This window comes from Telluria sp. AZSoR62 (genome assembly GCF_058111565.1).
Genome location: NZ_JBYTST010000010.1, coordinates 84,485 through 103,223 on the forward strand (window position 1 = coordinate 84,485; position 18,739 = coordinate 103,223).

Here is an 18,739-nt window from a genome sequence, read left to right on the forward strand (position 1 = left end):
TGTATGTGAGAAAAATGCGCCGCCGGGTGGCGCCGAAAAATTAGATCGGGAAAATTTGTTACTTGCCGAGGCCAAAGCCTGGCGCGATGCGGAGGTCATCCGCGAATACGTAGCGCATCTTAGGGCGGCCGCTACAGTCGCCGCTCCATCCCTGGATGGATGGCTGGCTTGGGCCGACGTTGTGGCAGATGAGCTCGATCCCACCTTAAAGCGATTAGGATAGTTGGGCTCTGCGGTTTTGTCGGCTGCAGAATATATGGCGCTATAGATTGCAGCCGACATACAATTATTTTCCTGGCCAGCGGTAGTCCGTCTGATACTTGTACTGACAGTGTGATCGCTCGGCAAACTGCCCAGTTTGGACGCCACGGCAGGTCCAGATGAGTGAGCCTTGGTGATAGAACTGATCCCAGTCCCACTCATACTCGACTGCGGCCGGCGTATATCCTCCGCCTCCACCGTTCCGAGTCGCCGAGTAGGCGATGGCGCCTATGGCGATGACCGCTGCAACCGCAGACCACCTTTGACGATCTTCCGGCGTGGCGCAGCCGGCGAGATGGGCCGCGATGAGCAGGCAAACAATTTTCTTCATACGTCTTTCTCAGCATCTACACGTGCTGTTTTGGGTGGGTAGCTCTTGGGGCACATGCTCCGACGAGAGGCTCACTCGGGCAGCTTCAGCACTTCGCCACCAACGAAGGCAATGGATGTCACTTTAAATGTTCCGCTCATGGCACTGAAGTCCCGTCGAGCGATGCGTTCAATCTCGCCATTGCTGAACTCATTCGTCCTCCAACCAATTCCAGTGTCGGTTTTGATGGTCTGACCTGGTTTAACCGCGTTGTCAATGTCAACCTGGAGGTCACCGATCGGGTCGCCAGACGGATCTACGAAAAAGACCTGTCCCTTGATCTGACGGATGGCCTTCTCAGACTTATTCTCCACGGCATACTTAATCATGAGTAGCTCGTTATAACGACCTGAGTAGATGTCTTTCGGGCGAACTACCTTATCGATCACGGCGACCGTCACCAAGTTGGCCATCTTATTGGCTAGCACCTTGTTTTCCGCCTCCACCTTCTTGCGTAGAGCTGCGGCCTCGTCGTCGCGTTTCTTCTGCTCGGCCTCGGCTAGTTTCACTTTTTCTCGCCAGGCGCGAGCATCCTTCATGACCTCGCCGACAGTTTTACCGGTTACCGAGACACCGGCGCCACCAAAGGTTTTCCCCATCTCACTAAGGCTCAGATAACCTACAAGGAGCATTCGATCGTCTTCTGACATGCGTTTGAACTTGTCGCCCTGTTCAGCGAGTTGCTTCAAGGGCTCAGGGCCCAGCACAATGTCGTTAGGCGACGAACAGCCCGCGGTCAACGCCGCAAAGGCAGCCGCTACAATTATCTTCTTCATGAAATTCCCAATGACAGCATCTAAGCGTGCCGTTTCGCTTGATCATGATACCGCTATGATTGGCGCAAATTCTCTCGAACGATCACCGCATTGTCACTCTGCTGTGTGAAAGACTTTGCTTTCCGAGAACGATCACGGAAGGCCGAACATCGCTGCCAAGGAAGAATGAGCGAATCTTTCGTAGTTCGGAATTGTGCGCGTAGAGGGCCAGATGTAGAGATGAGTAGGAAAATCTGCAGTTGGAATGAGGTAGACGCGCTCGACGTGTTCGTTGGCTTGGTCCATGCGCCCCCAGACTACAAAATCGACTGCAGGCGAGTGCGCCAAAGTGACCTTCCAACACGGATGACTTCGCTCGTAGCGACAGCGAGTGCAGAGCAGCCGCACTGTAACGCCGTTCAGACACCATGTGCGAGGAGTGACATGCTCGATTCGTGCGCCAGCCTCTCGCGCACAGCGCTCAAGCTCGTTGGTCATATCACGTGTCACGCAGCGCAAGCGATAACGCGTGATCGTGGTACGCGACAATGAAGGCCAGCTCACCCCGGCTAACCCTATCGCCGAGACCAAGCCGTTAAACCGATACGCGTATGACTTTACCGATGGCCCAGCGCCAGCGTTGATCAGGTCCGGTGTGACCTTGCCATACTCGACAAATATCTCCCGCAGCGCGTTAAGCATTTCGTCGTCGGTCCACTGCTTGCGCCGGCGTTTGCGCTCCGCTCCAGCCTGATCAAAACGCTCCTGCGCCACAACAGCCTCGAACGCGTTTTCACAGCGCACCCATTTCGTCTTGTCGTTCGCACGCCGAACACTGCGCATGCGTTGCGTGCCGCGGTTGAAGGTCATTGTGCCCACGTACTTTTCGTTGGTAAGCACCTGCTTGACCAGATGCGACGACCAAGGCCGCCCCAGCCCGGTCGGCACCCCTTCGCCATTGAGTCTTGCCACTATGGCGACGTCAGACAGGTGCTCCTCTAGGTACATGGAGTAAATGCGCTGGATAATCGCGCGTTCCTCCGCTGGCCCCGGAACATAAGTGACGCGATCGCTAGGCATATTCTTGCGCTCGCCGTGATGCAGAATGCCCTTTGGTTTTTTGGACGAGGATAGCGCCATGCGACGAAGACCATACCCTGCAGTGCCGCCCTGCTTGTAGCCTGCTTCAGTCAGGCGGACCTGTGCCTGGAACACCTTACCCGACAGCTCCCGACTATACTCAGCAGCCATTGCGCGCTTAAGGCCTTTGAGAACGGTGGCCAACGGCGAGCCGTCGTTGGTGAACGGTTCAGCGCAATACGCGACCGAAATGCCGGCGCGGCGGCAAGCGAACTCGTAGTAGGCACTTTCGTCAACATCCTGAAACCTCCCCCAACGGCTGACGTCGTAGACCAGAATTAGGTCGAAGCCGGGCAACTCCGAATGGATGTCCGTAAGAAGCTGCACTAAGCCACTCCGTCCATCCAGGGTCAGGCCGCTACGTCCCTTGTCGCAATATGTTTTGACGATCTCCAGACCATGCAGGGCTGCATATTCTTGGAGAGCGGCTTCTTGATGATCGGTCGAATAGGTTTGGTGTTCGGTAGATGCCCGGACGTAAAGGACGGCGCGTCTGAGGCTAGGCTTCAGCACGGCGCACCCGGCACGGCCGCGGCTGTGTCCCCAAACATCTCGGCAAGAGAGCTGTACCTCATCGAGGCATACTGATCGAGGTTCGACGCTTTCAAGTAGATAGGCCCGGTTGCCAGGTCAGCCTCGGAGATGAGGAAGTAGTCCGCGATCTCTCCGGTCGAGGACTCCATTCGCCCTGTGATCAAGAAGTCGACACCAGGCTTGCCGGCGATTCTCCAATTGCGTGAACCCCGCCGGGGATTTCGAGGCACTGCAACCGCTACCCAAACCACCAGTGTTCCGTTCAGCACGAAAGTATCTGCTGCTAGCGAGCGGTCGACGGTTCCTCCTGCTCCTTGGGCGAGCGCTTTGGCTTGCGACATCAGTTGGTCTCGCGATACGGACAGTCTCGTTTTTGTGCCGACGAAGGCATATGTCAGAGAGCGAGGCAAGCCAGCCAAATCGTATGCACGGACGAGCGACCCAAACGTTCGAACAAATAGTTGAGGGTCCGGCATCGCAGGATCTGCCGCAATAATTTTCGCGCTCACCTTGCCGTGCTTTTCGTAACAGGCCTGCAATAGGGTTCTCAACTCTGGAGCGGTGTAGCGCCGGAGCCTGCGAGCGCGCTCAGCCTGAGCCAACTCGAACACGTCAGGCTGAATAATCGGGGCGACCGCAGCTGGGTTCACCACCCATTTGTCCTCCGCGTTGCGCGTGCGTGGCTTGGACAGCTTGCATGAGCGTCGGTTGTAAGCGAGGACGCCGCAGTACTTCACGTTGGTCAGGACAGAGTTGACCATGGCCTGGGTCCAAAAGCGGCCAAATTCGCTCGCTATCTGCTCGCTATTGAGATGACGGGCGATGCCGGCCTCGCTGAGCCTGTCGTTCGTGTACAGAACATAGATCCGGCGGACAGTCTCTACTTCATTGGCTGGGCCCCATATCAGAATCACCCGATCGGTCACCGCCACCTTTGACTCTCCATACTCTAGTACCGTCCTTGGGGTACCGCAGGCCTTGAGCGCTAGGCGCCGAAGGCCGTAGCCAGCATGCCCTCCCTGCTTAAAGCCCATCTCGATAAACCGCGACTGGGCGATGAAAACCTTTTCCGATAGGTCGCGGCTGTACTCTGCTGCCATAACTCGCTTCATGCTCTTGAGTAGAGAGGCGTACGGCCCACCATCGTCAACAAACCTCTCGCCACAGTAGACAACCGCGATCCCAGCACGCCGGCAACTGTGCTCGTGGTAAGCGGCTTCGTCGATGTCCTGAAAGCGGCCCCAACGGCTAATGTCGAACACAATGATGTGTGTGAAGTCAGGTTGAGGAGATTGAACGTCTCGCATTAAGGAGAGCAGGCCAGCGCGCCGCTTTATATCAAGCCCGCTCTTTCCATCGTCGACATATTCCCGGACGAGGGTGAAGCCACGCTCGTCAGCGTACTTTCGAATCTGCGCCCGCTGATGATCTGTCGAGTAATCTTGGCTCTCAGTAGACATGCGGACGTACATTACGGCACGTAGCTCCATCTTTAGTCTCCCAAATTGAGGTAGCGCAAGAACCAGCTCATCATTTAAGAGATTATAGGAAGGTCTATAACTATGCCGCACAGGTGAGTAACGAGACCAACTGTCTTAGCACTAGTGGGTACCCATCATTGCATCCTTTGAATTTGTTCAATAGTAAGTTCTTGCCCTTTGGTTTCAGATTTGTCAATTTCTGCCGCTATATTTCGGAGTTCAGCAGCTATAACTTGTTGCACTACTGTCTCATTTGGAATGCACAATTGTTTAGGTGTAGGGTTTCCATCTACCCAAGGTTGTAGCGTAGTTCCGTCAGGACAACCATCTGCTCTTGGAGGAGGTGCTGGAAGGCGAAAAGCAGGAGATCTTTCCCCGGCGATGATATCTATTGGGTTTCGAATGATTATGTCGGCCCCTCTGTCCATCCTTATCGAACTGATGGGTTGTGTAACTTGATTAGCCACTGCTTTGGGAAGTGGTTTATATGTAGGCCCACCAGGGTTCCACCTTGGCCCAAAGTGATATACAGCGGCATACATTATTTTCGCAGTTCGTTGGGGAACACCTGATGCAAGCATTGCATGGTAGAACATCAGATGAACTGCTTCCCAAGGGCGGTTTTTCAGTACACATGCAACATCATGGATGACTGCAGCGTTCCGATATAAGCCATCCCATGATCCGCCGACAAAACTTTTCGCTACTTGTGGAATAGATGCTCCGTCTGTAAGTGCCCCAGCCGGGGCAAGCCAAACCCCACCGGACGCATCTATGAACTTATAAGGTGACATCAGGCGCATTCGCGGCCCAGATGCTTCAGGCGCTAGTAACAGTTGCCCAACGTAATGCCCATAGTAGGGTTGGGGTTGAGCATGTACATAATTCCCGAAGAGGTACATGGCAAAAAGCAAGCTTACACTTGCTACTTTAGAGAAAGGTGTTTTAACGAAACGTTTTGTGGTTTGGTACACGATTCCTCCATACGGTAAACGGCATTCGGAGCTTGAAGATACCGTATTAGAGCTATCTTTAAAAATCAAGATGACATGATGTTGCTAAATCCACTAAATTTTGTTGTTACTACGAAATAAGATATTGCTTCAGCGCTACAAGGCCATGGCTTAATAATAGTACTCATCAGCTATTTGCCATTCAAAATCGTCCGTTTTCTGACATCAGCAAGATCAGCACTAATCACTGTCAGAAAAATAGCCATTGCACTTTCTAACAGTATCGATATTCTGACGGCGTTTTCTAACAGTCTATCCCCTGTAGTACCCATCAGGAGTGCATCATGGCAACTTTCGCCTACGGTCGAGTCAACACGAAAGAGCAAACCACTGAGAACCAAAAGCGCGAGATTGAAGGCGTCAGCTACGCGGTCGACTATTGGTTTGCAGATGAGGGCGTGTCGGGCAAGGTATCGGCAACGCAGCGTCCACAGTTCGCCAAGATGCTGCAGCAAATCCGCGATGGTGAACGCCTGGTGGTGACGAAGCTAGACCGCCTTGGCCGTGATGCGCAAGACGTCGATGCTACTACCAGAATGCTGACTGCTCGTCGGATCGAGGTAATTGTGCTCCAGCTCGGCAAGCTCGACCTAAGCAGCACTGCGGGCAAGATGATGCTGACCATGCTGGCCGCTGTCGCTGAAATGGAGCGTGATTTGCTGGTGGAACGTACTCAAGCAGGCTTGTCCCGCGAAGGCAGAGGGCAAGACGCTGGGCCGTCCATCCAAGACAACCGAGGAACAGCGCTGCCAGATCGCCACAGACTATGCGGCCGGCGTGTCGGTCAGCAAATTAGCCCGCCGCTTTGAGGTCTCCCGAGCCAACATCCTGGGCATCGTGAAGCCTGTAGCAGCTGCTACTTAGATATCGGAAGTGATGCCAATCAAGGCCCGCTCCCAGGCACCGGGGGCCGTATGGTCAAAATTGACTAAAACGCGACCGGAGCTATCACGAGAAGTCACGATCTTGTAGGAGCTAACATCTACAATCTCGAAGGGACCTGGGTAATCATTGTGCAAGGGCACTGGTCCGTCTTCGATACAAATCACGTCCAGATCCGGATTTAGTTTACTTAGTTTCGCAATCAGGTCTTTGACTTTCATACGTCCCTTGTTAGGTTGGCCATAGATGGTAACGATGATAATACGAGTTATCATCTAAAGGCGACCCGAAAAATGTCCTGAAGGCCGTCCGTCATCGTTAAGCTGCTGGATCGCCAGCTCGCAACATGCTTGTTACGCACGACGCCGGCGACGCAGCACCCCAAGCCGCCAACACCCGCAAGCAGCAAGGCTAGGCTGCTTGGCTCCGGAACCTCGGCAACCAGCTCCCGATTATGGTTGATGATAATTCTACCGCTCCTTCATGCGTGCCATCAACGAAGGGTAACCGTCGTGCAAGTGTCAGCAAAAGTTAGCAATCCGGTGTGTCCGCTGCTCACTTTCTTGCAAGCATCGCTCAGCTGATCATTTCGGGCTTGTAAAGCGGATGGCAACAAACCAGCAAGGCTAGTGTCTACGGTTTCAATACGATCAAAAACGTTTGTTTTCATTGAAACCTTAATTGAAACCTGACCTAAACCTGAGCTCGCAACCCACCTACCAGCTAACCGTTTTCTAATCAGGTCATCGTTACGGAGAACACTGTTGTCCTCCGTATTCTTTCGCTGCCCGCCGAGGTAGCTGAAGGCACATGCGGGCTACTTAGATAAATTCATCGGCCCAGTCCTTACCTATTTGTCTTGGGATCTGGATGTCGACCGCGTACCCATTTCGCACCAGACGTCTAGCCAAGTTGAATGCGGCCGACTGACCGGTGAAACTGGCGTCGTTATCTGCGGCGATGAGCACTCGGTCAACGCCTACGGGTGGAACCCAAGATTCCAACAATGCAGCATTAGTTGCCGCCCACACAGGCAGATAGAAGCGAACAGAGGCGGCAAGAGCTGTTTCTATGCCTTCGGCTATACCGAGTGTCGACTGAACCGCTCCTAGCCTCACCGCAGCTGTATTTAGCGGCTTGCCAGCCATGATCTTCTTCGGCCGTGCCACCAGGGCCTTCTCACCATGGTCCGTTAGATAGGTCCGGTGGATCGATGCGCCGGTACCGTCCGGATACTGCAGCCGGGCGATCATCGCGGGGAAGCGCTCCAGATCGCCCCCATTCTCGCTGGTGTACCGCAACCCAGGGTGGAACCGCAGGCTTGGCGGAACCGCCTCGATTCCGAGGCGCCGGTTCAGGTATCGCCACACCGGGTCGCCGTACACGACCGACTTGCTGGTCTCCCACACCTGATTCAGCGCGCGGAGCTTGCTAGCCTCAGTACGCTCCGGTGCGATCGGCCCAGGCGGGATCGTCCCGACGATCCGGTCGACCTGCTTGGCGGCTTCGCTAAACGACCAGCCCATCACCTTCTGCAGCAGCTGGAAGCCGTCGCCTGACCCGCAATGCGAGCAGATCCACGTCCCCCGGCCCGCTTTATCGTCGAACCGGTACCGGTCCTTGCCGGCGCAGATCGGACAGGGCCCGTGCTTCTTGCCTAGGAAGGACTGGTCGATTCCGAGGAACTGAAGGATGCCGGGCCACCGGCCGACTGCCTCGTCGGCGGTACGTGGCTTAAGCGCCTGCATGCTTCGCCTCCCTCTGTTTCGTCCCCTTGATCTGCAGGTGCTTCAAGATACCCATCACCTCGGGGGTGACCGGCGCAGGCACGTTCTGCATGCCGCGAGGCCAGACTCCGAAGTATTCCCGGTACTTGTTCGACACCACCTCTACCAGCTGAGAGTAGAACGCCTGCGTGTCGATCTTCTGCACCTTAGACTTCTTCAGCGGCACCAAGTTGCCAGCGCGGGTCTGTACGTTCGATCGGCGCTCCGGCGCGAACCCGCATACCGGGCACTTGTGCACGGTCTTGACGTAGCTGTAGGACAGGCAGGCCTTCGGCAGCGGCTTCTCCCGCTCCTTCTGGCTGCCCTTCGCATTCTTAGGCGAGCCGTCGTCGAGCTCGAGCGGGAACTCGTCGGTCGGGAAGCCGAGGCGCACTACCGCCCCAGAGTGGTCAAGGATAAGAGCGCGATCCTTGCTAGCGTGCGGATGCAGCACCCGCCCAGTCATCTGGATGTAGCGGATCAGGGAGCGCGTCGGGCGCGCTAGGATCAGCGTGCGGCATGCCAGGAAGTCCCAGCCCTCGGCGAGGATGCCCACGTTCGACAAGACCATAGTCTCACCCGCCTCCATGCGACGCAGGATTTCGCGGCGCTCCTCAGTGTCGGTAAAGCAGTCGATGTGCTCAGCGCTGATCCCCGCCGCCTGAAAGCGCTCGACGATGTGCTTGCTGTAGGCGATGTTCGCCGCAAAGCAGACGGACGGCGTGCCAGCGGCCAGGCGCAGCCAGTGCGTTACGATGTCGCCCACCAGCTCCGGCTTGTCGGCGGCGCGCCCGACATCGGCGTCGGTGTAATCAATGTCGCCGAACGAATTGCGTGCCTGCTTGATGCCGGTCATGTCCGGCTCGCTCGGCGCGTACACGTCAACATCTACCAGGTAGCCGTCTGCAATCAGCTCTGGGATCGTAGCAGCGATCGTCATGTGCTCGAATAGCGGTCCTTCGAGCTCGTCGTAATGCTTCCCGAGCCCCTTAGAGTATGGCGTCGCCGCCGGCCCTACGACAAGGGCGCCCTTGGCTGCCGCCAACACTGCGCGGTACCCGCTCGACCATGCGACCGTGTGTGCTTCGTCAATGATGATTAGGTCAACGTCGGGTAGACCGCGGCGCGCCACAGTCTGGATGCTGGCCACCAGCACGTTTTCATACACGCGAGAGGTGTTCTCACCCTGGATGATCCCATGCGTGATCCCGGCGCGGTTGAAACGGCGCGAGGTTTGTTCGACCAAGTGAACTCGATTACACAGACAGGCCACGCGCTTGCGTTTTGTCATAGCTCCGCGAACCATGGCCATGCCCATCTCGGTTTTCCCGGAGCCAGTGGGCGCTACCAGCATCTCACGCTGCGCGCCCTCGGCCAAGGACAAGCGGAGGTTTTTGACGGCTGCGGACTGATATGGACGCAAAGTCAGCAGGTTTGAAATACTATCGCCTTGGCTGGGTGGGGTCCCAGGCTTTATGTCTTCTCTTCTCTTCTGAGTTGCAATCCAATTGCTAGCGTACTCTTCTGGGCTGCAAGTCAGCGGATAGCTTGGTGCTAGCATGCTGCTAGCGAATGGAATGTGGTACATGTGCTATCCCTTCGCAAGCGCAGCGCTAGCAACGCCGCTCTGGGTCAAAAAACCATGCTGGATCAACACGTCCATGTCTAAGTTGGCGATCGACAGTTTCCGCTCGAGGAAGGGAATGTCATGCGGTACGGTGCCGTTGTTCTGGCTCGCATAGAGCCATAACAACATCAAATGACCCTTCGAGACATCCGGTAAAGCACAGAAAGCGTAATCGTCGAGGATGGCTCGGTGCAGCTTGATCCAGGGTGGATTTCGCTTGCCATAGTGCTGGAACGTATTCCAGTTCTTGATTGCGAGTGCCTGGACAGTCATGTGGCCCCCAAATCGAGCTGAGCCTGGGCGGACAACAGATCCTGACGACGCCCCAGTAGCACGTACCGAGCCACTCCCCTGTGCAGGAGGCCGTCAGGACCAATCACATCTTCACGAAGAGCGTAAATGTTCCACTTTGCTTTGAGTTCTTTGACTCGTGTAGCTAGCCGTAAATAGCCGGCTGCCGTCCCTTCATAAGTGTTGAGTCCACGCGTCCCACGAAACTCGAGAGCTCGACGCAGCGTCTCGATCTGGGTTGCGCCAGACGCATCTCGTAGGCCGATACCATTCTGTACAAGCTCTTCGCAAACGGCTGTGATATTCTGCGCACTGCAGTCGAGAACTTTGCTTTGCCCCGTCATTTCGGACCCGCCAGCCCGATCGACATGAGCGCCTCCCGCAACGGAGGCGTTTTCATTTGTGCGATTAGACATTGGCGCCTCCGCTGGTGAGGCGACGAATTTCGACCACCGGCCAAGCAAGACGGCCGTTGATGCGAACGGGGCGAATGGGACCATTTTCGTAGCAGGCCCATGCCCTCAGGGTTTGTACACGCCGGTTAAAATAATAGGCAGCAGCGGCGGTATCTACCGTCGGGCGAGTGACCGTTTCCAAAGCAGGAAACGTTTTTGCGAGATTGTCTTCCATGTTGCACCTCTTGTGGTTGGGGTGCTTGCATGGTCATTTCGAGTCGTAGATTTCCCTATGATGTCGGCCGAGCCGGCCTCGATCCGGTCAAGTCGGCCGCTATTCGGTCGAGTCGGCCGCGTTATCGGTCATTCTTTTGATAGCCTTTCGAATAGCGTTTAGGTCAGCAAACTTCGGATTGCCGTTAGCATCGTAATACTTCAAGCCATCAGCTAAGATTTCCATGACCTCAGGTGGAGAAATTTTCTTAAATGCATCTAGTACATCCCTTGCAGTCGGCATTTGCTTGTTAGCCGCCTTCTCGCTTTTCAGGAAATCGTAGAGAGGTTTTCCGTATCCTTGGTAGCGATCTGGTCTTCTAACAATCCAGTCTTGGGCTGAACTCAGACCGACGACGTCGTCTGAGATTCCGTCAGACTCGAAAGCGGCCATATCTCGAGATGCCAGCACGCGTAGCTCATCAGGCACTTCGAGCTTCTTGTTTAGCGCCCACTTCGCAAAACCGCGTAAGTGGACACGCGACAGCATACGTTCTGAATATTCCAAAATCTCAAGTTTCGAAAATTCCGCGTCGGCATTGATCACTTCCCACACGTCGTGAAACTCTTGGGGTAAGGCTACTAGTTGGTACAGCGCCCAGGTCTCGCCGTCTGGAGGCTCGATATTTGCAACCAGACAGGCTGCCTGCCACAATCGAACAAAGTCGAGACGTGACCATCGCTCCCAGTCAGGCGTATTTGTCTTTAACTTGGCCGATGCTCCATACCCTGTTGGCCTCAAGATCGTTACAGGGGGCGGAGGCGGAGGCGGAGCTACCCCAAGGGCATTGGTCGTGTCGCGTTGCGGTCGAGGTTCTGCCTGCCTGAGATCGTTCGCGTGTTGGCGCAGCTGCTTTTCTTCGCTATAACGCGTGACGATCTGGTGCAACCATGGAGACACGGAAAAGCCGGTTTCTTTAGCCCATACCAGCCAGTCTGAAGGAGCGAGGGCGGGAATCTTCTGAGCTTGGGCTAAGCGTTCTATCCTCTTCGCCGTGGCGACCGCCTTGCTGTAATTATTTTGGTTCGGCCGAGTTTGATAGCTCTCAAAGACGTCCGGGTCGAGAGCGCATATCAGTCGAGCAGCCTGTTCAGGCGTCCAAACAGGCATCTGCTTCGCCCAGTATCGCCAGTCGATACAACTGCCATTATTTACCGTTTCTTCAAACGCCGCGACGAACTCTGCATCGTCATCTGCATCCTGCGTCATATGCACCCCTTCAGGTGTCGCCTTCATTTGTTGGGGCACCAGCCAGGCCGGTGAAGGAGTCCGGCTTTTCGCCCGCTAAAGCTAGGCTGGTGCGTGAAAATTGCGAGGCTAGGTTTTTGCCACGATCTTGAGCCCTGGCGTTTGAGTCTGGAGATTTATGCCAGCTTGCTCCAGCATCCAGTTTTCAATCTGTACGTGCCAAATTCGAAGGAGGTCGAGGGGCCGGCGGATATAGTTCTGTTCTCGGACGCCTTGTGGAGCATGTCCTTGGATTTGCGCTGCGATTCCTGGCGGGGTCTGTACCCATTCACTCAAGCTAGCAAATGAGCGTCGCAAACCATGCAAGGTCAGCGGTGGCAGACCAGCTACCGCGACCGCCTCATTGTGTGCATAACGAGGCTCTGCAATGTAACCCGACGCTGAACTTAAGCTGGAAAACACGTATGCATTGCGCCGAGGAAGCGAACTCATAAGAGCGGCAACATAAGGCGTAAGCGGCACCATTCGGAAGTCCTCGACCTTGTCTGATAGCTTGATGCTCTTCCACTGGACGTTCACATCCTCCCACTTCAACGCCGCTAGCTCTTCGCGGCGTGAGCCGATTAGCAGCAAAATCTGGAGGTAAGCCGAAATAATGGGATTTCGAATCTGCCGTACAGCCGTAAACCAAGATGCAAGCATCTCACGCTGCAAAACATCGTTACGGATCGTAGGCTTACCAAGGGCCTCACGCGTGCGCGCGCTCTTTGTCGGGTTGCCATCAACCAGAGAGGAATAGACTTTGTGCTCGCCACACCAATTCATGCACGCTTTGAGGAGCCGCCAGGCGAGACGAGCACTGGATGGCCGGCGTTTAGCCTCGTCTCTCGCCCACAGCTCAATGCAGTCAGTGGTAAGGTCGATCAGACGGACGCTGGCTAAAGAGTTTAGCGGCCCTGGCTGTGTAAGCGCTGAGCCACGCTTAACCGGCAGACCTCCAGCCTGCATCAGGATCTGATGGGCACGCACATGATGGTCGGACCAGCCACCAGTCCGCGTTGCCATCCGATCAGCGATATAGGCGGGCCAGACGTCCCCGAGGGTAACTGCGTTTCGAATTGCTGCGGCAGCCTCCGCCTCATCCGCATCAGCTCGCGCCAACTCAGCCGCTTTCTCAGCTGCTATTTGATCGGCAAGAACCCTGCGGGGATCGATTCCACTATCGGTCTGAGCCTTGTAGGCAGTGGCCTTCGCTTGAGCTTGGCTAATAGACCACGTGCGCACATCGCCAATGGTGATCCTCAACGTCTTACTGTTCAGGGTGGTCTCAAAAATATATGACTTGGCTCCCTTGGCAGTTACACGCACCCCAAGGCCCGGCGTCTTGCCATCCCAATATATGCTCTGCTGCTTGCCCTCTGTGCACTTGAACGCCTCGACGCGGGCACTGGTGAAGTTTTCCCATTTCATCCAAGGCTCCCTTCATGTAGTGACTATGTAGGGAATCTTAACATATGAAGATCAACACTTTCCAACAAAAAAGCCGCACGTATTCGTATTAAGTATATGATTATTAAGAATTTATCAGTTTCGACCGACAGAAATCTACACTTCAAAATGCTTCAGCTTGGTGATTTGTAATCATCAGGTGGCCAGTTCGAAACCGGCAGCCGGCACCACATGCTTCAGTACAAAGCCCAGCCCTCACCGGCTGGGCTTTTTGCTTTCCAGTCTTACACCGCTTTCCCACCAGCCGCCAGATAAGCCGCCAGGAACTCGTCGAATTCGATGTAGCGCTGGTGCGGATAATGATTGGATTGGCCAGGCCCTTTTGGCAACGCTGCCCAGGTGCGCGCGACCTTGGGCATGACTCCGGCAATCTCCCCTCCCTTGATCCGATCGATCACCCCAAGGCTGCGCAGGATTTCGACAGCAATCAGATCCTGCGTTCGCGGCGAAAAATCGTCCAGCCCCAGCTTGCCGCCATGATGCTGCCAGGTCGGCCGTGTGATCTGGTACATCCCTGCCGCCGTGGACTTGCCATCGATCCCGGGCCCCGGATGCGTCGACATATCGGTGAAGCGCCACCGGTCGTTGCTCCGCCCTTTTAAGGCCCCGTACTTGAAGTCGTAAGCTCCGCCCTCCGCCGCCGCAATGGCCTTGAGAAAGGCGGCGACGTTGGGATGACACAGGTCTTGCGCGTTCTGTTCGCAGCGCTCCTGGTGCGAACGCGTTGGGCGCCCGTCCTGGGCGCGGGGCTGTGCTTTCGACATACATCCTCCTAGTGGACACGATGGCGACATCGAACAGGTGCACTACGGGGCGTCTGGCTACCGCGGAGAGCGGCTGCCAAGCCCACACAAGTGGCGCGCCCCGTGAACTCATCTTAGAAATCGTCACCACTTGGCGCTTGAGCACGCACAATCCCCTTCTGCGGCTCGACCAAGCGCATGGACATCGAACAAACCGCTTGCGCTTGAGCAAACTGGTCTTCGAGAAAATGCTTGCCGATCAGCCAGCAAAACTGTGCCAAAATCCCCAAGTGCAATATTTGTTTGACCACGATTTCACCCGATGCTATAGTCGGCCAAAGCCAATGGGAACGTTTCCAACGTCCCGACAATAATGGCAAGGAACGGAGACACGATGTCCACAGTACGCACCTTGGCGTCAGCCTGCGCATGGCTCGCCGTTGCCATGACGACTGCCGCTTCGACGCCTGCCGCGCGCGCGGCGCCGGCGCGTGCCGCATCCGTTCCCACGGCCCCGAAAGCAGAAGTCATCCACTGGTGGACATCCGGCGGCGAGTCCGCCGCCGTCAAGCAGGTCGCCCAGGCCTACCGCAATGCGGGCGGCGTCTGGATCGATACGGCCATTGCCGGCGGCGACCAGTCGCGCGCCGTCACCATCAACCGCATCGTCGGCGGCAACCCGCCGACCGCCGCCCAGTTCAACACCTCCAAGCAGTTTCTGGATGTGATCGAAGCGGGGATGCTGAACAACGTCGACGGGGTTGCACGCGCGCAGAACTGGGACCAGATGCTGCCGGCGCCGATCATCGACGTCATCAAGGTGGATGGCCACTACTACGCGGTGCCGCTGAACATCCACATGCAGACCTGGTTCTGGTATTCGAAGGCCGCCTTCCAGAAGGCCGGCATCACGAAGGAACCCGCCAGCATGCAGGAGCTCTTCATCGCGCTCGACAAGCTCAAGGCGGCCGGCATCATCCCCCTCGCCCACGGTGGCCAGTCGTGGCAGGAGACCGTGCTGTTCTCCGCCATCCTCGCCAACATGGGCGGCAAGGAGCTGTACCTGAAAGCCATGCGCGACCGCGACCAGGCGACGCTCCTGTCGCCCGCCTTTCGCAACGTGCTGCTGACGTTCAAACGCATGAAGTCCTATGTGGACGCCGGCGCGCCGGGCCGCAACTGGAACGACGCCACCGCCATGGTCATCGCTGGTCGCGCAGGGCTGCAGGTGATGGGCGACTGGGCCAAGGGCGAATTCACCAACGCGCGCCAGGTGGCGGGCCAGCACTACGGCTGCATGGCCGGCCTGAACGCCTCTACGCCCTACCTGATCCAGGGCGACGTGTTTGTCTTCCCGCGCACCGACGACGGACAGACCGTCAGGGCGCAGAACCTGCTGGCCAAGGTCGTCTCGCAACCGGAGCTGCAAGTAGGTTTTTCAAAGCTGAAGGGCTCGATCCCGGTCCGCACCGATGTCAACCCGGCGGAACTGGACCTGTGCGCGCAAAAGGGCATCGAGATCATGAAGGACCGCTCGCGCCAGGCCGGCGTCACCGAGGTCTATCTCACGCCCGACCAGAACGGCGCCATGCAGGATGTGCTGACCGCCTACTGGAACACGAACATGCCGGCCGAGAAGGCCCAGAAGAGCATCGCCAACGCGCTCAAATATTAACGCCATGCTCGCCCGCGCCAACAAACTGACTCCCCACATCGCCCTGCTGCCGATGGCGCTGACGGTGCTGGTCGCCTATATCGGCGCGGCGCTGTGGACCTTCCGCACTTCGCTTACCAGCTCGCGCACTTTCTCGTCCGATCACTTCATCGGCTTTGCCCAGTACGCGCGCCTGTTCGACAACGAGCGCTGGATGCTCTCGCTGAACAACCTGGCCGTGTACGGCACGCTGTTCATCGTGGCTTGCATGGTGCTGGGCTTCCTGCTGGCCGCCTTCATCGACCAGAAGGTCACCGGCGAAGGTTTCCTGCGCACGGTCTTCCTTTACCCGTATGCGATGTCCTTCATCGCCACCGGCCTCGTATGGCAGTGGATGCTGGCGCCCGGCGCCGGCATCGAGAGCGCGGTGCGCGCCCTGGGCTGGTCCGGCTTTACCTTCGACTGGCTGGTCGACCAGGAGATGGTCATCTACACGATCGTCATCGCCGCCGTGTGGCAGGCCTCGGGCCTGGTCATGGCGATGATGCTGGCGGGGCTGCGCGGGGTCGATCCGGAGATCTACAAGGCGGCGCGCCTGGACGGCATCCCGGCCTGGCGCGTGTATGCCTCGATCGTGCTGCCGATGCTGGGGCCGACCATCGCCACCGTCTTCCTGCTGCTGTGCACCGCGGTGGTCAAGCTGTATGACGCGGTGGTGGCGATGACCGGCGGCGGACCGGGCACGGCCAGCGAAGTGCCGGCCAAGTTCATCATGGACCACCTGTTCCTGCGCTCGAACATCGGCCTGGCCTCGGCCGGCGCGGTGACCTTGCTCATTCCCGTGCTGGCGCTGCTCGCGCCTTACGCCTACGCACGCAGCCGCAGGAGCCGCGCATGAACACCACCCTGGAGGTGCCAGCAGTGAGCTTCGGTTCGGCGCCGGCCGTCCGCCGCAAGCGCTTGTCTCCGGCGCGCATCGGCGTGTATGCTTTCCTGTTCAGCGCCGCGCTGTACTTCCTGCTGCCGCTGTACGTCATGATCATCACCTCGTTCAAGTCGATGGACGAGATCAGGAGTGGCAGCGTGTTCGCCCTGCCCCTGCTGGCGACCGTCGAGCCGTGGCAAAACGCCTGGGCCCAGGTCAGCGGCGGCTTCTGGAATTCGGTGGCGATCACGGTGCCCAGCACGATCATCCCGATCCTGCTGGGTGCGATCAACGGCTATGCGCTGTCGTTCTGGCGTCCGCGCGGCGCCAATGTGCTGTTCGGCGTGCTGCTGGCCGGCGCCTTCATCCCGGTGCAGGTGATGATTTATCCGCTGGTATGGATGATGGCGCGCGCCGGCGTGTTCGGTTCGCTCCCGGCCATCGTGCTGGTGCACGTCATCTTCGGCATGCCGATCATGACGCTGCTGTTCCGGAACTACTATGCCTCGGTGCCGCAGGAGCTGTTCCAGGCGGCGCGCATCGATGGCGGCGGCTTCTGGCGCATCTTTGCGCAGGTGATGCTGCCGATGTCGCTGCCGATCGTCGTGGTCGCCGCGATCATGCAGGTCACGGGCGTGTGGAACGACTACATCCTGGGCCTGGTGTTCGCGGGCCGCGAGAACGCGCCCATGACGGTGCAGCTCAATAACGTGATCAACACCACCACCGGCACCCGCCTGTACAACGTCAACATGGCCGCGACCATGCTGACAGCTAGCGTGCCGCTGGCGATCTATTTCATCTCGGGACGCTGGTTCGTGCGCGGCATCGCCGCCGGCGCCGTGAAAGGTTAACCGCATGTCCAACGTCCACCTGCGCAAGTTGTGCATCACCCGCGGCAGCAATGCCGTCATCCGGGACCTCGACCTGCAGGTCGAGCCGGGCGAATTCCTGGTGCTGCTGGGGCCTTCGGGCTGCGGCAAGTCCACGCTCCTGCACAGCATCGCGGGCCTGATCGACGTGGCCGGCGGCAGCATCGAGATCGGCGGGGTCGACATGAGCCACGCCGATCCGAGCGAGCGCGGGATCGGCATGGTGTTCCAGTCGTATGCGCTGTACCCGACCATGACGGTGGAGAAGAACATGTCCTTCGGCCTGCGCATCTCCGGCGCACCGAAGGCCGAGATCCAGCGCCGCGTGCGGCGCACGGCAGAAATGCTGCAGCTCGAGTCGCTGCTCGACCGCAAACCGGCCCAGCTCTCGGGCGGGCAGCGCCAGCGGGTGGCGATCGGCCGCGCCCTGGTGCGCGAAGCGGGCGTCTACCTGTTCGACGAGCCGCTGTCGAACCTCGACGCCAAGCTGCGCGCCGAGCTGCGCCGCGAACTCAAGCTGCTGCACCAGGCGCTCGGTTCGACCATGATCTACGTGACCCACGACCAGGCAGAGGCGATGACCTTGGCCACCCGCATCGTGGTGATGCAAGGCGGGCATATCCAGCAGATCGGCACGCCGTGCGAAGTCTACGAGCGCCCCGCCAACCGCTTCGTGGCCGGCTTCCTCGGTTCCCCGTCGATGAATTTCGTCGACGGGCGGCTGGAGGCGGGCCGCTTCAGCAGCGGCGCGCTGGCGCTCGCTCTGGCGCCGATGCATGCCGGCCCGCGTGGCGCGGTGACGCTGGCGGTGCGGCCGGAAGACATCCACCTCTCGGACGACGGCCCCTTGCAGGCATCGGTGACGCTGGTCGAGCCGATGGGGAATCACCAGGTCGTGTGGCTGGACTGCGGCGGCCATGCCTTGTCGGCCATCGTGCACGATCAGCGCCCGCTGGCAAGCGGACAGTCGGTGCGCTTTGCGATCGATGCCGCGCGCGTGTCGCTGTTCGACCCGGCCAGCGGCAAGCGCATTTGAAGACAGATGCCAGTGTCACTTGA

19 protein-coding genes and 1 pseudogene are annotated in these 18,739 nt (G+C 57.9%); 5 read left to right on the top strand and 15 right to left on the bottom strand.

Annotated features, from left to right (window positions below; translation table 11 throughout):
• Positions 1-286 precede the first annotated feature (286 nt).
• From AC3XQU_RS16310 to AC3XQU_RS16330, 5 genes are all read right to left on the bottom strand, one after another.
• Entirely contained in the window at positions 287-592 is a 306-nt protein-coding gene (locus tag AC3XQU_RS16310) for a hypothetical protein (protein WP_489875210.1), read from the bottom strand.
• 71 nt (positions 593-663) lie between these two features.
• The gene (locus tag AC3XQU_RS16315) at positions 664-1,407 is read right to left on the bottom strand and encodes a hypothetical protein (protein ID WP_489875211.1); all 744 of its coding nucleotides are present in this window, start codon (positions 1,405-1,407) and stop codon (positions 664-666) included.
• Positions 1,408-1,539: 132 nt separating this feature from the next.
• On the bottom strand, positions 1,540-3,039 hold the full coding sequence (locus AC3XQU_RS16320) for a recombinase family protein (protein ID WP_489875212.1): 1,500 nt from the start codon (positions 3,037-3,039) through the stop codon (positions 1,540-1,542).
• Positions 3,033-4,550, bottom strand: coding sequence for a recombinase family protein (locus tag AC3XQU_RS16325; RefSeq protein ID WP_489875213.1), 1,518 nt, complete (start codon positions 4,548-4,550; stop codon positions 3,033-3,035). The genes AC3XQU_RS16320 and AC3XQU_RS16325 overlap by 7 nt, the downstream gene beginning before the upstream one ends.
• Positions 4,551-4,675: 125 nt before the next feature.
• Positions 4,676-5,515, bottom strand: coding sequence for a DUF1353 domain-containing protein (locus tag AC3XQU_RS16330; RefSeq protein WP_489875214.1), 840 nt, complete (start codon positions 5,513-5,515; stop codon positions 4,676-4,678).
• A 323-nt stretch (positions 5,516-5,838) separates the two neighbouring features.
• Here AC3XQU_RS16330 and AC3XQU_RS16335 point away from each other — a divergent pair.
• Positions 5,839-6,418, top strand: a pseudogene (locus AC3XQU_RS16335) (recombinase family protein).
• Here the strand turns inward: AC3XQU_RS16335 and AC3XQU_RS16340 are convergent.
• The 10 genes from AC3XQU_RS16340 to AC3XQU_RS16385 all read right to left on the bottom strand — a co-directional run bounded on the left by AC3XQU_RS16340 (position 6,415) and on the right by AC3XQU_RS16385 (position 14,540).
• Positions 6,415-6,657 carry a hypothetical protein gene (locus AC3XQU_RS16340; protein ID WP_489875215.1) on the bottom strand — a complete coding sequence of 81 codons (243 nt, stop codon included), beginning with the start codon at positions 6,655-6,657 and terminating at the stop codon, positions 6,415-6,417. The pseudogene AC3XQU_RS16335 and the gene AC3XQU_RS16340 overlap by 4 nt on opposite strands.
• A gap of 50 nt (positions 6,658-6,707) precedes the next feature.
• Entirely contained in the window at positions 6,708-6,905 is a 198-nt protein-coding gene (locus AC3XQU_RS16345) for a PEP-CTERM sorting domain-containing protein (protein WP_489875333.1), read from the bottom strand.
• A 352-nt stretch (positions 6,906-7,257) separates the two neighbouring features.
• The gene (locus AC3XQU_RS16350) at positions 7,258-8,184 is read right to left on the bottom strand and encodes a DUF7146 domain-containing protein (RefSeq protein WP_489875216.1); all 927 of its coding nucleotides are present in this window, start codon (positions 8,182-8,184) and stop codon (positions 7,258-7,260) included.
• Complete coding sequence (locus tag AC3XQU_RS16355) at positions 8,171-9,790, bottom strand: DEAD/DEAH box helicase (protein ID WP_489875217.1); 1,620 nt, start codon at positions 9,788-9,790, stop codon at positions 8,171-8,173. Before AC3XQU_RS16355 ends, AC3XQU_RS16350 begins: the two co-directional genes overlap by 14 nt.
• A gap of 3 nt (positions 9,791-9,793) precedes the next feature.
• A complete protein-coding gene (locus tag AC3XQU_RS16360; RefSeq protein ID WP_489875218.1) occupies positions 9,794-10,102 on the bottom strand; it encodes a hypothetical protein in 309 nt (102 codons plus the stop codon).
• Positions 10,103-10,528: 426 nt separating this feature from the next.
• The gene (locus AC3XQU_RS16365; RefSeq protein WP_489875219.1) at positions 10,529-10,750 is read right to left on the bottom strand and encodes a hypothetical protein; all 222 of its coding nucleotides are present in this window, start codon (positions 10,748-10,750) and stop codon (positions 10,529-10,531) included.
• 99 nt (positions 10,751-10,849) lie between these two features.
• Positions 10,850-11,998, bottom strand: a complete 1,149-nt coding sequence (locus AC3XQU_RS16370) for a hypothetical protein (protein WP_489875220.1) — start codon at positions 11,996-11,998, stop codon at positions 10,850-10,852.
• A 108-nt stretch (positions 11,999-12,106) separates the two neighbouring features.
• On the bottom strand, positions 12,107-13,447 hold the full coding sequence (locus tag AC3XQU_RS16375) for a tyrosine-type recombinase/integrase (RefSeq protein ID WP_489875221.1): 1,341 nt from the start codon (positions 13,445-13,447) through the stop codon (positions 12,107-12,109).
• A gap of 263 nt (positions 13,448-13,710) precedes the next feature.
• On the bottom strand, positions 13,711-14,250 hold the full coding sequence (locus tag AC3XQU_RS16380; RefSeq protein ID WP_489875222.1) for a lysozyme family protein: 540 nt from the start codon (positions 14,248-14,250) through the stop codon (positions 13,711-13,713).
• A gap of 113 nt (positions 14,251-14,363) precedes the next feature.
• Positions 14,364-14,540 carry a hypothetical protein gene (locus tag AC3XQU_RS16385; protein ID WP_489875223.1) on the bottom strand — a complete coding sequence of 59 codons (177 nt, stop codon included), beginning with the start codon at positions 14,538-14,540 and terminating at the stop codon, positions 14,364-14,366.
• An 83-nt stretch (positions 14,541-14,623) separates the two neighbouring features.
• Here AC3XQU_RS16385 and AC3XQU_RS16390 point away from each other — a divergent pair, with 83 nt between their 5' ends.
• Genes AC3XQU_RS16390 through AC3XQU_RS16405 form a run of 4 tightly spaced genes read left to right on the top strand, consistent with a single transcriptional unit; the run spans position 14,624 to position 18,716 of the window.
• A complete protein-coding gene (locus AC3XQU_RS16390) occupies positions 14,624-15,904 on the top strand; it encodes an ABC transporter substrate-binding protein (protein WP_489875224.1) in 1,281 nt (426 codons plus the stop codon).
• Positions 15,905-15,908: 4 nt separating this feature from the next.
• Positions 15,909-16,781 (top strand): carbohydrate ABC transporter permease, encoded by an 873-nt coding sequence (locus AC3XQU_RS16395; protein ID WP_489875225.1) that lies wholly within the window; start codon positions 15,909-15,911, stop codon positions 16,779-16,781.
• Positions 16,778-17,662 carry a carbohydrate ABC transporter permease gene (locus tag AC3XQU_RS16400; RefSeq protein WP_489875226.1) on the top strand — a complete coding sequence of 295 codons (885 nt, stop codon included), beginning with the start codon at positions 16,778-16,780 and terminating at the stop codon, positions 17,660-17,662. The genes AC3XQU_RS16395 and AC3XQU_RS16400 overlap by 4 nt, the downstream gene beginning before the upstream one ends.
• A 4-nt stretch (positions 17,663-17,666) precedes the next feature.
• Complete coding sequence (locus tag AC3XQU_RS16405) at positions 17,667-18,716, top strand: ABC transporter ATP-binding protein (RefSeq protein ID WP_489875227.1); 1,050 nt, start codon at positions 17,667-17,669, stop codon at positions 18,714-18,716.
• Positions 18,717-18,739: the final 23 nt, after the last annotated feature.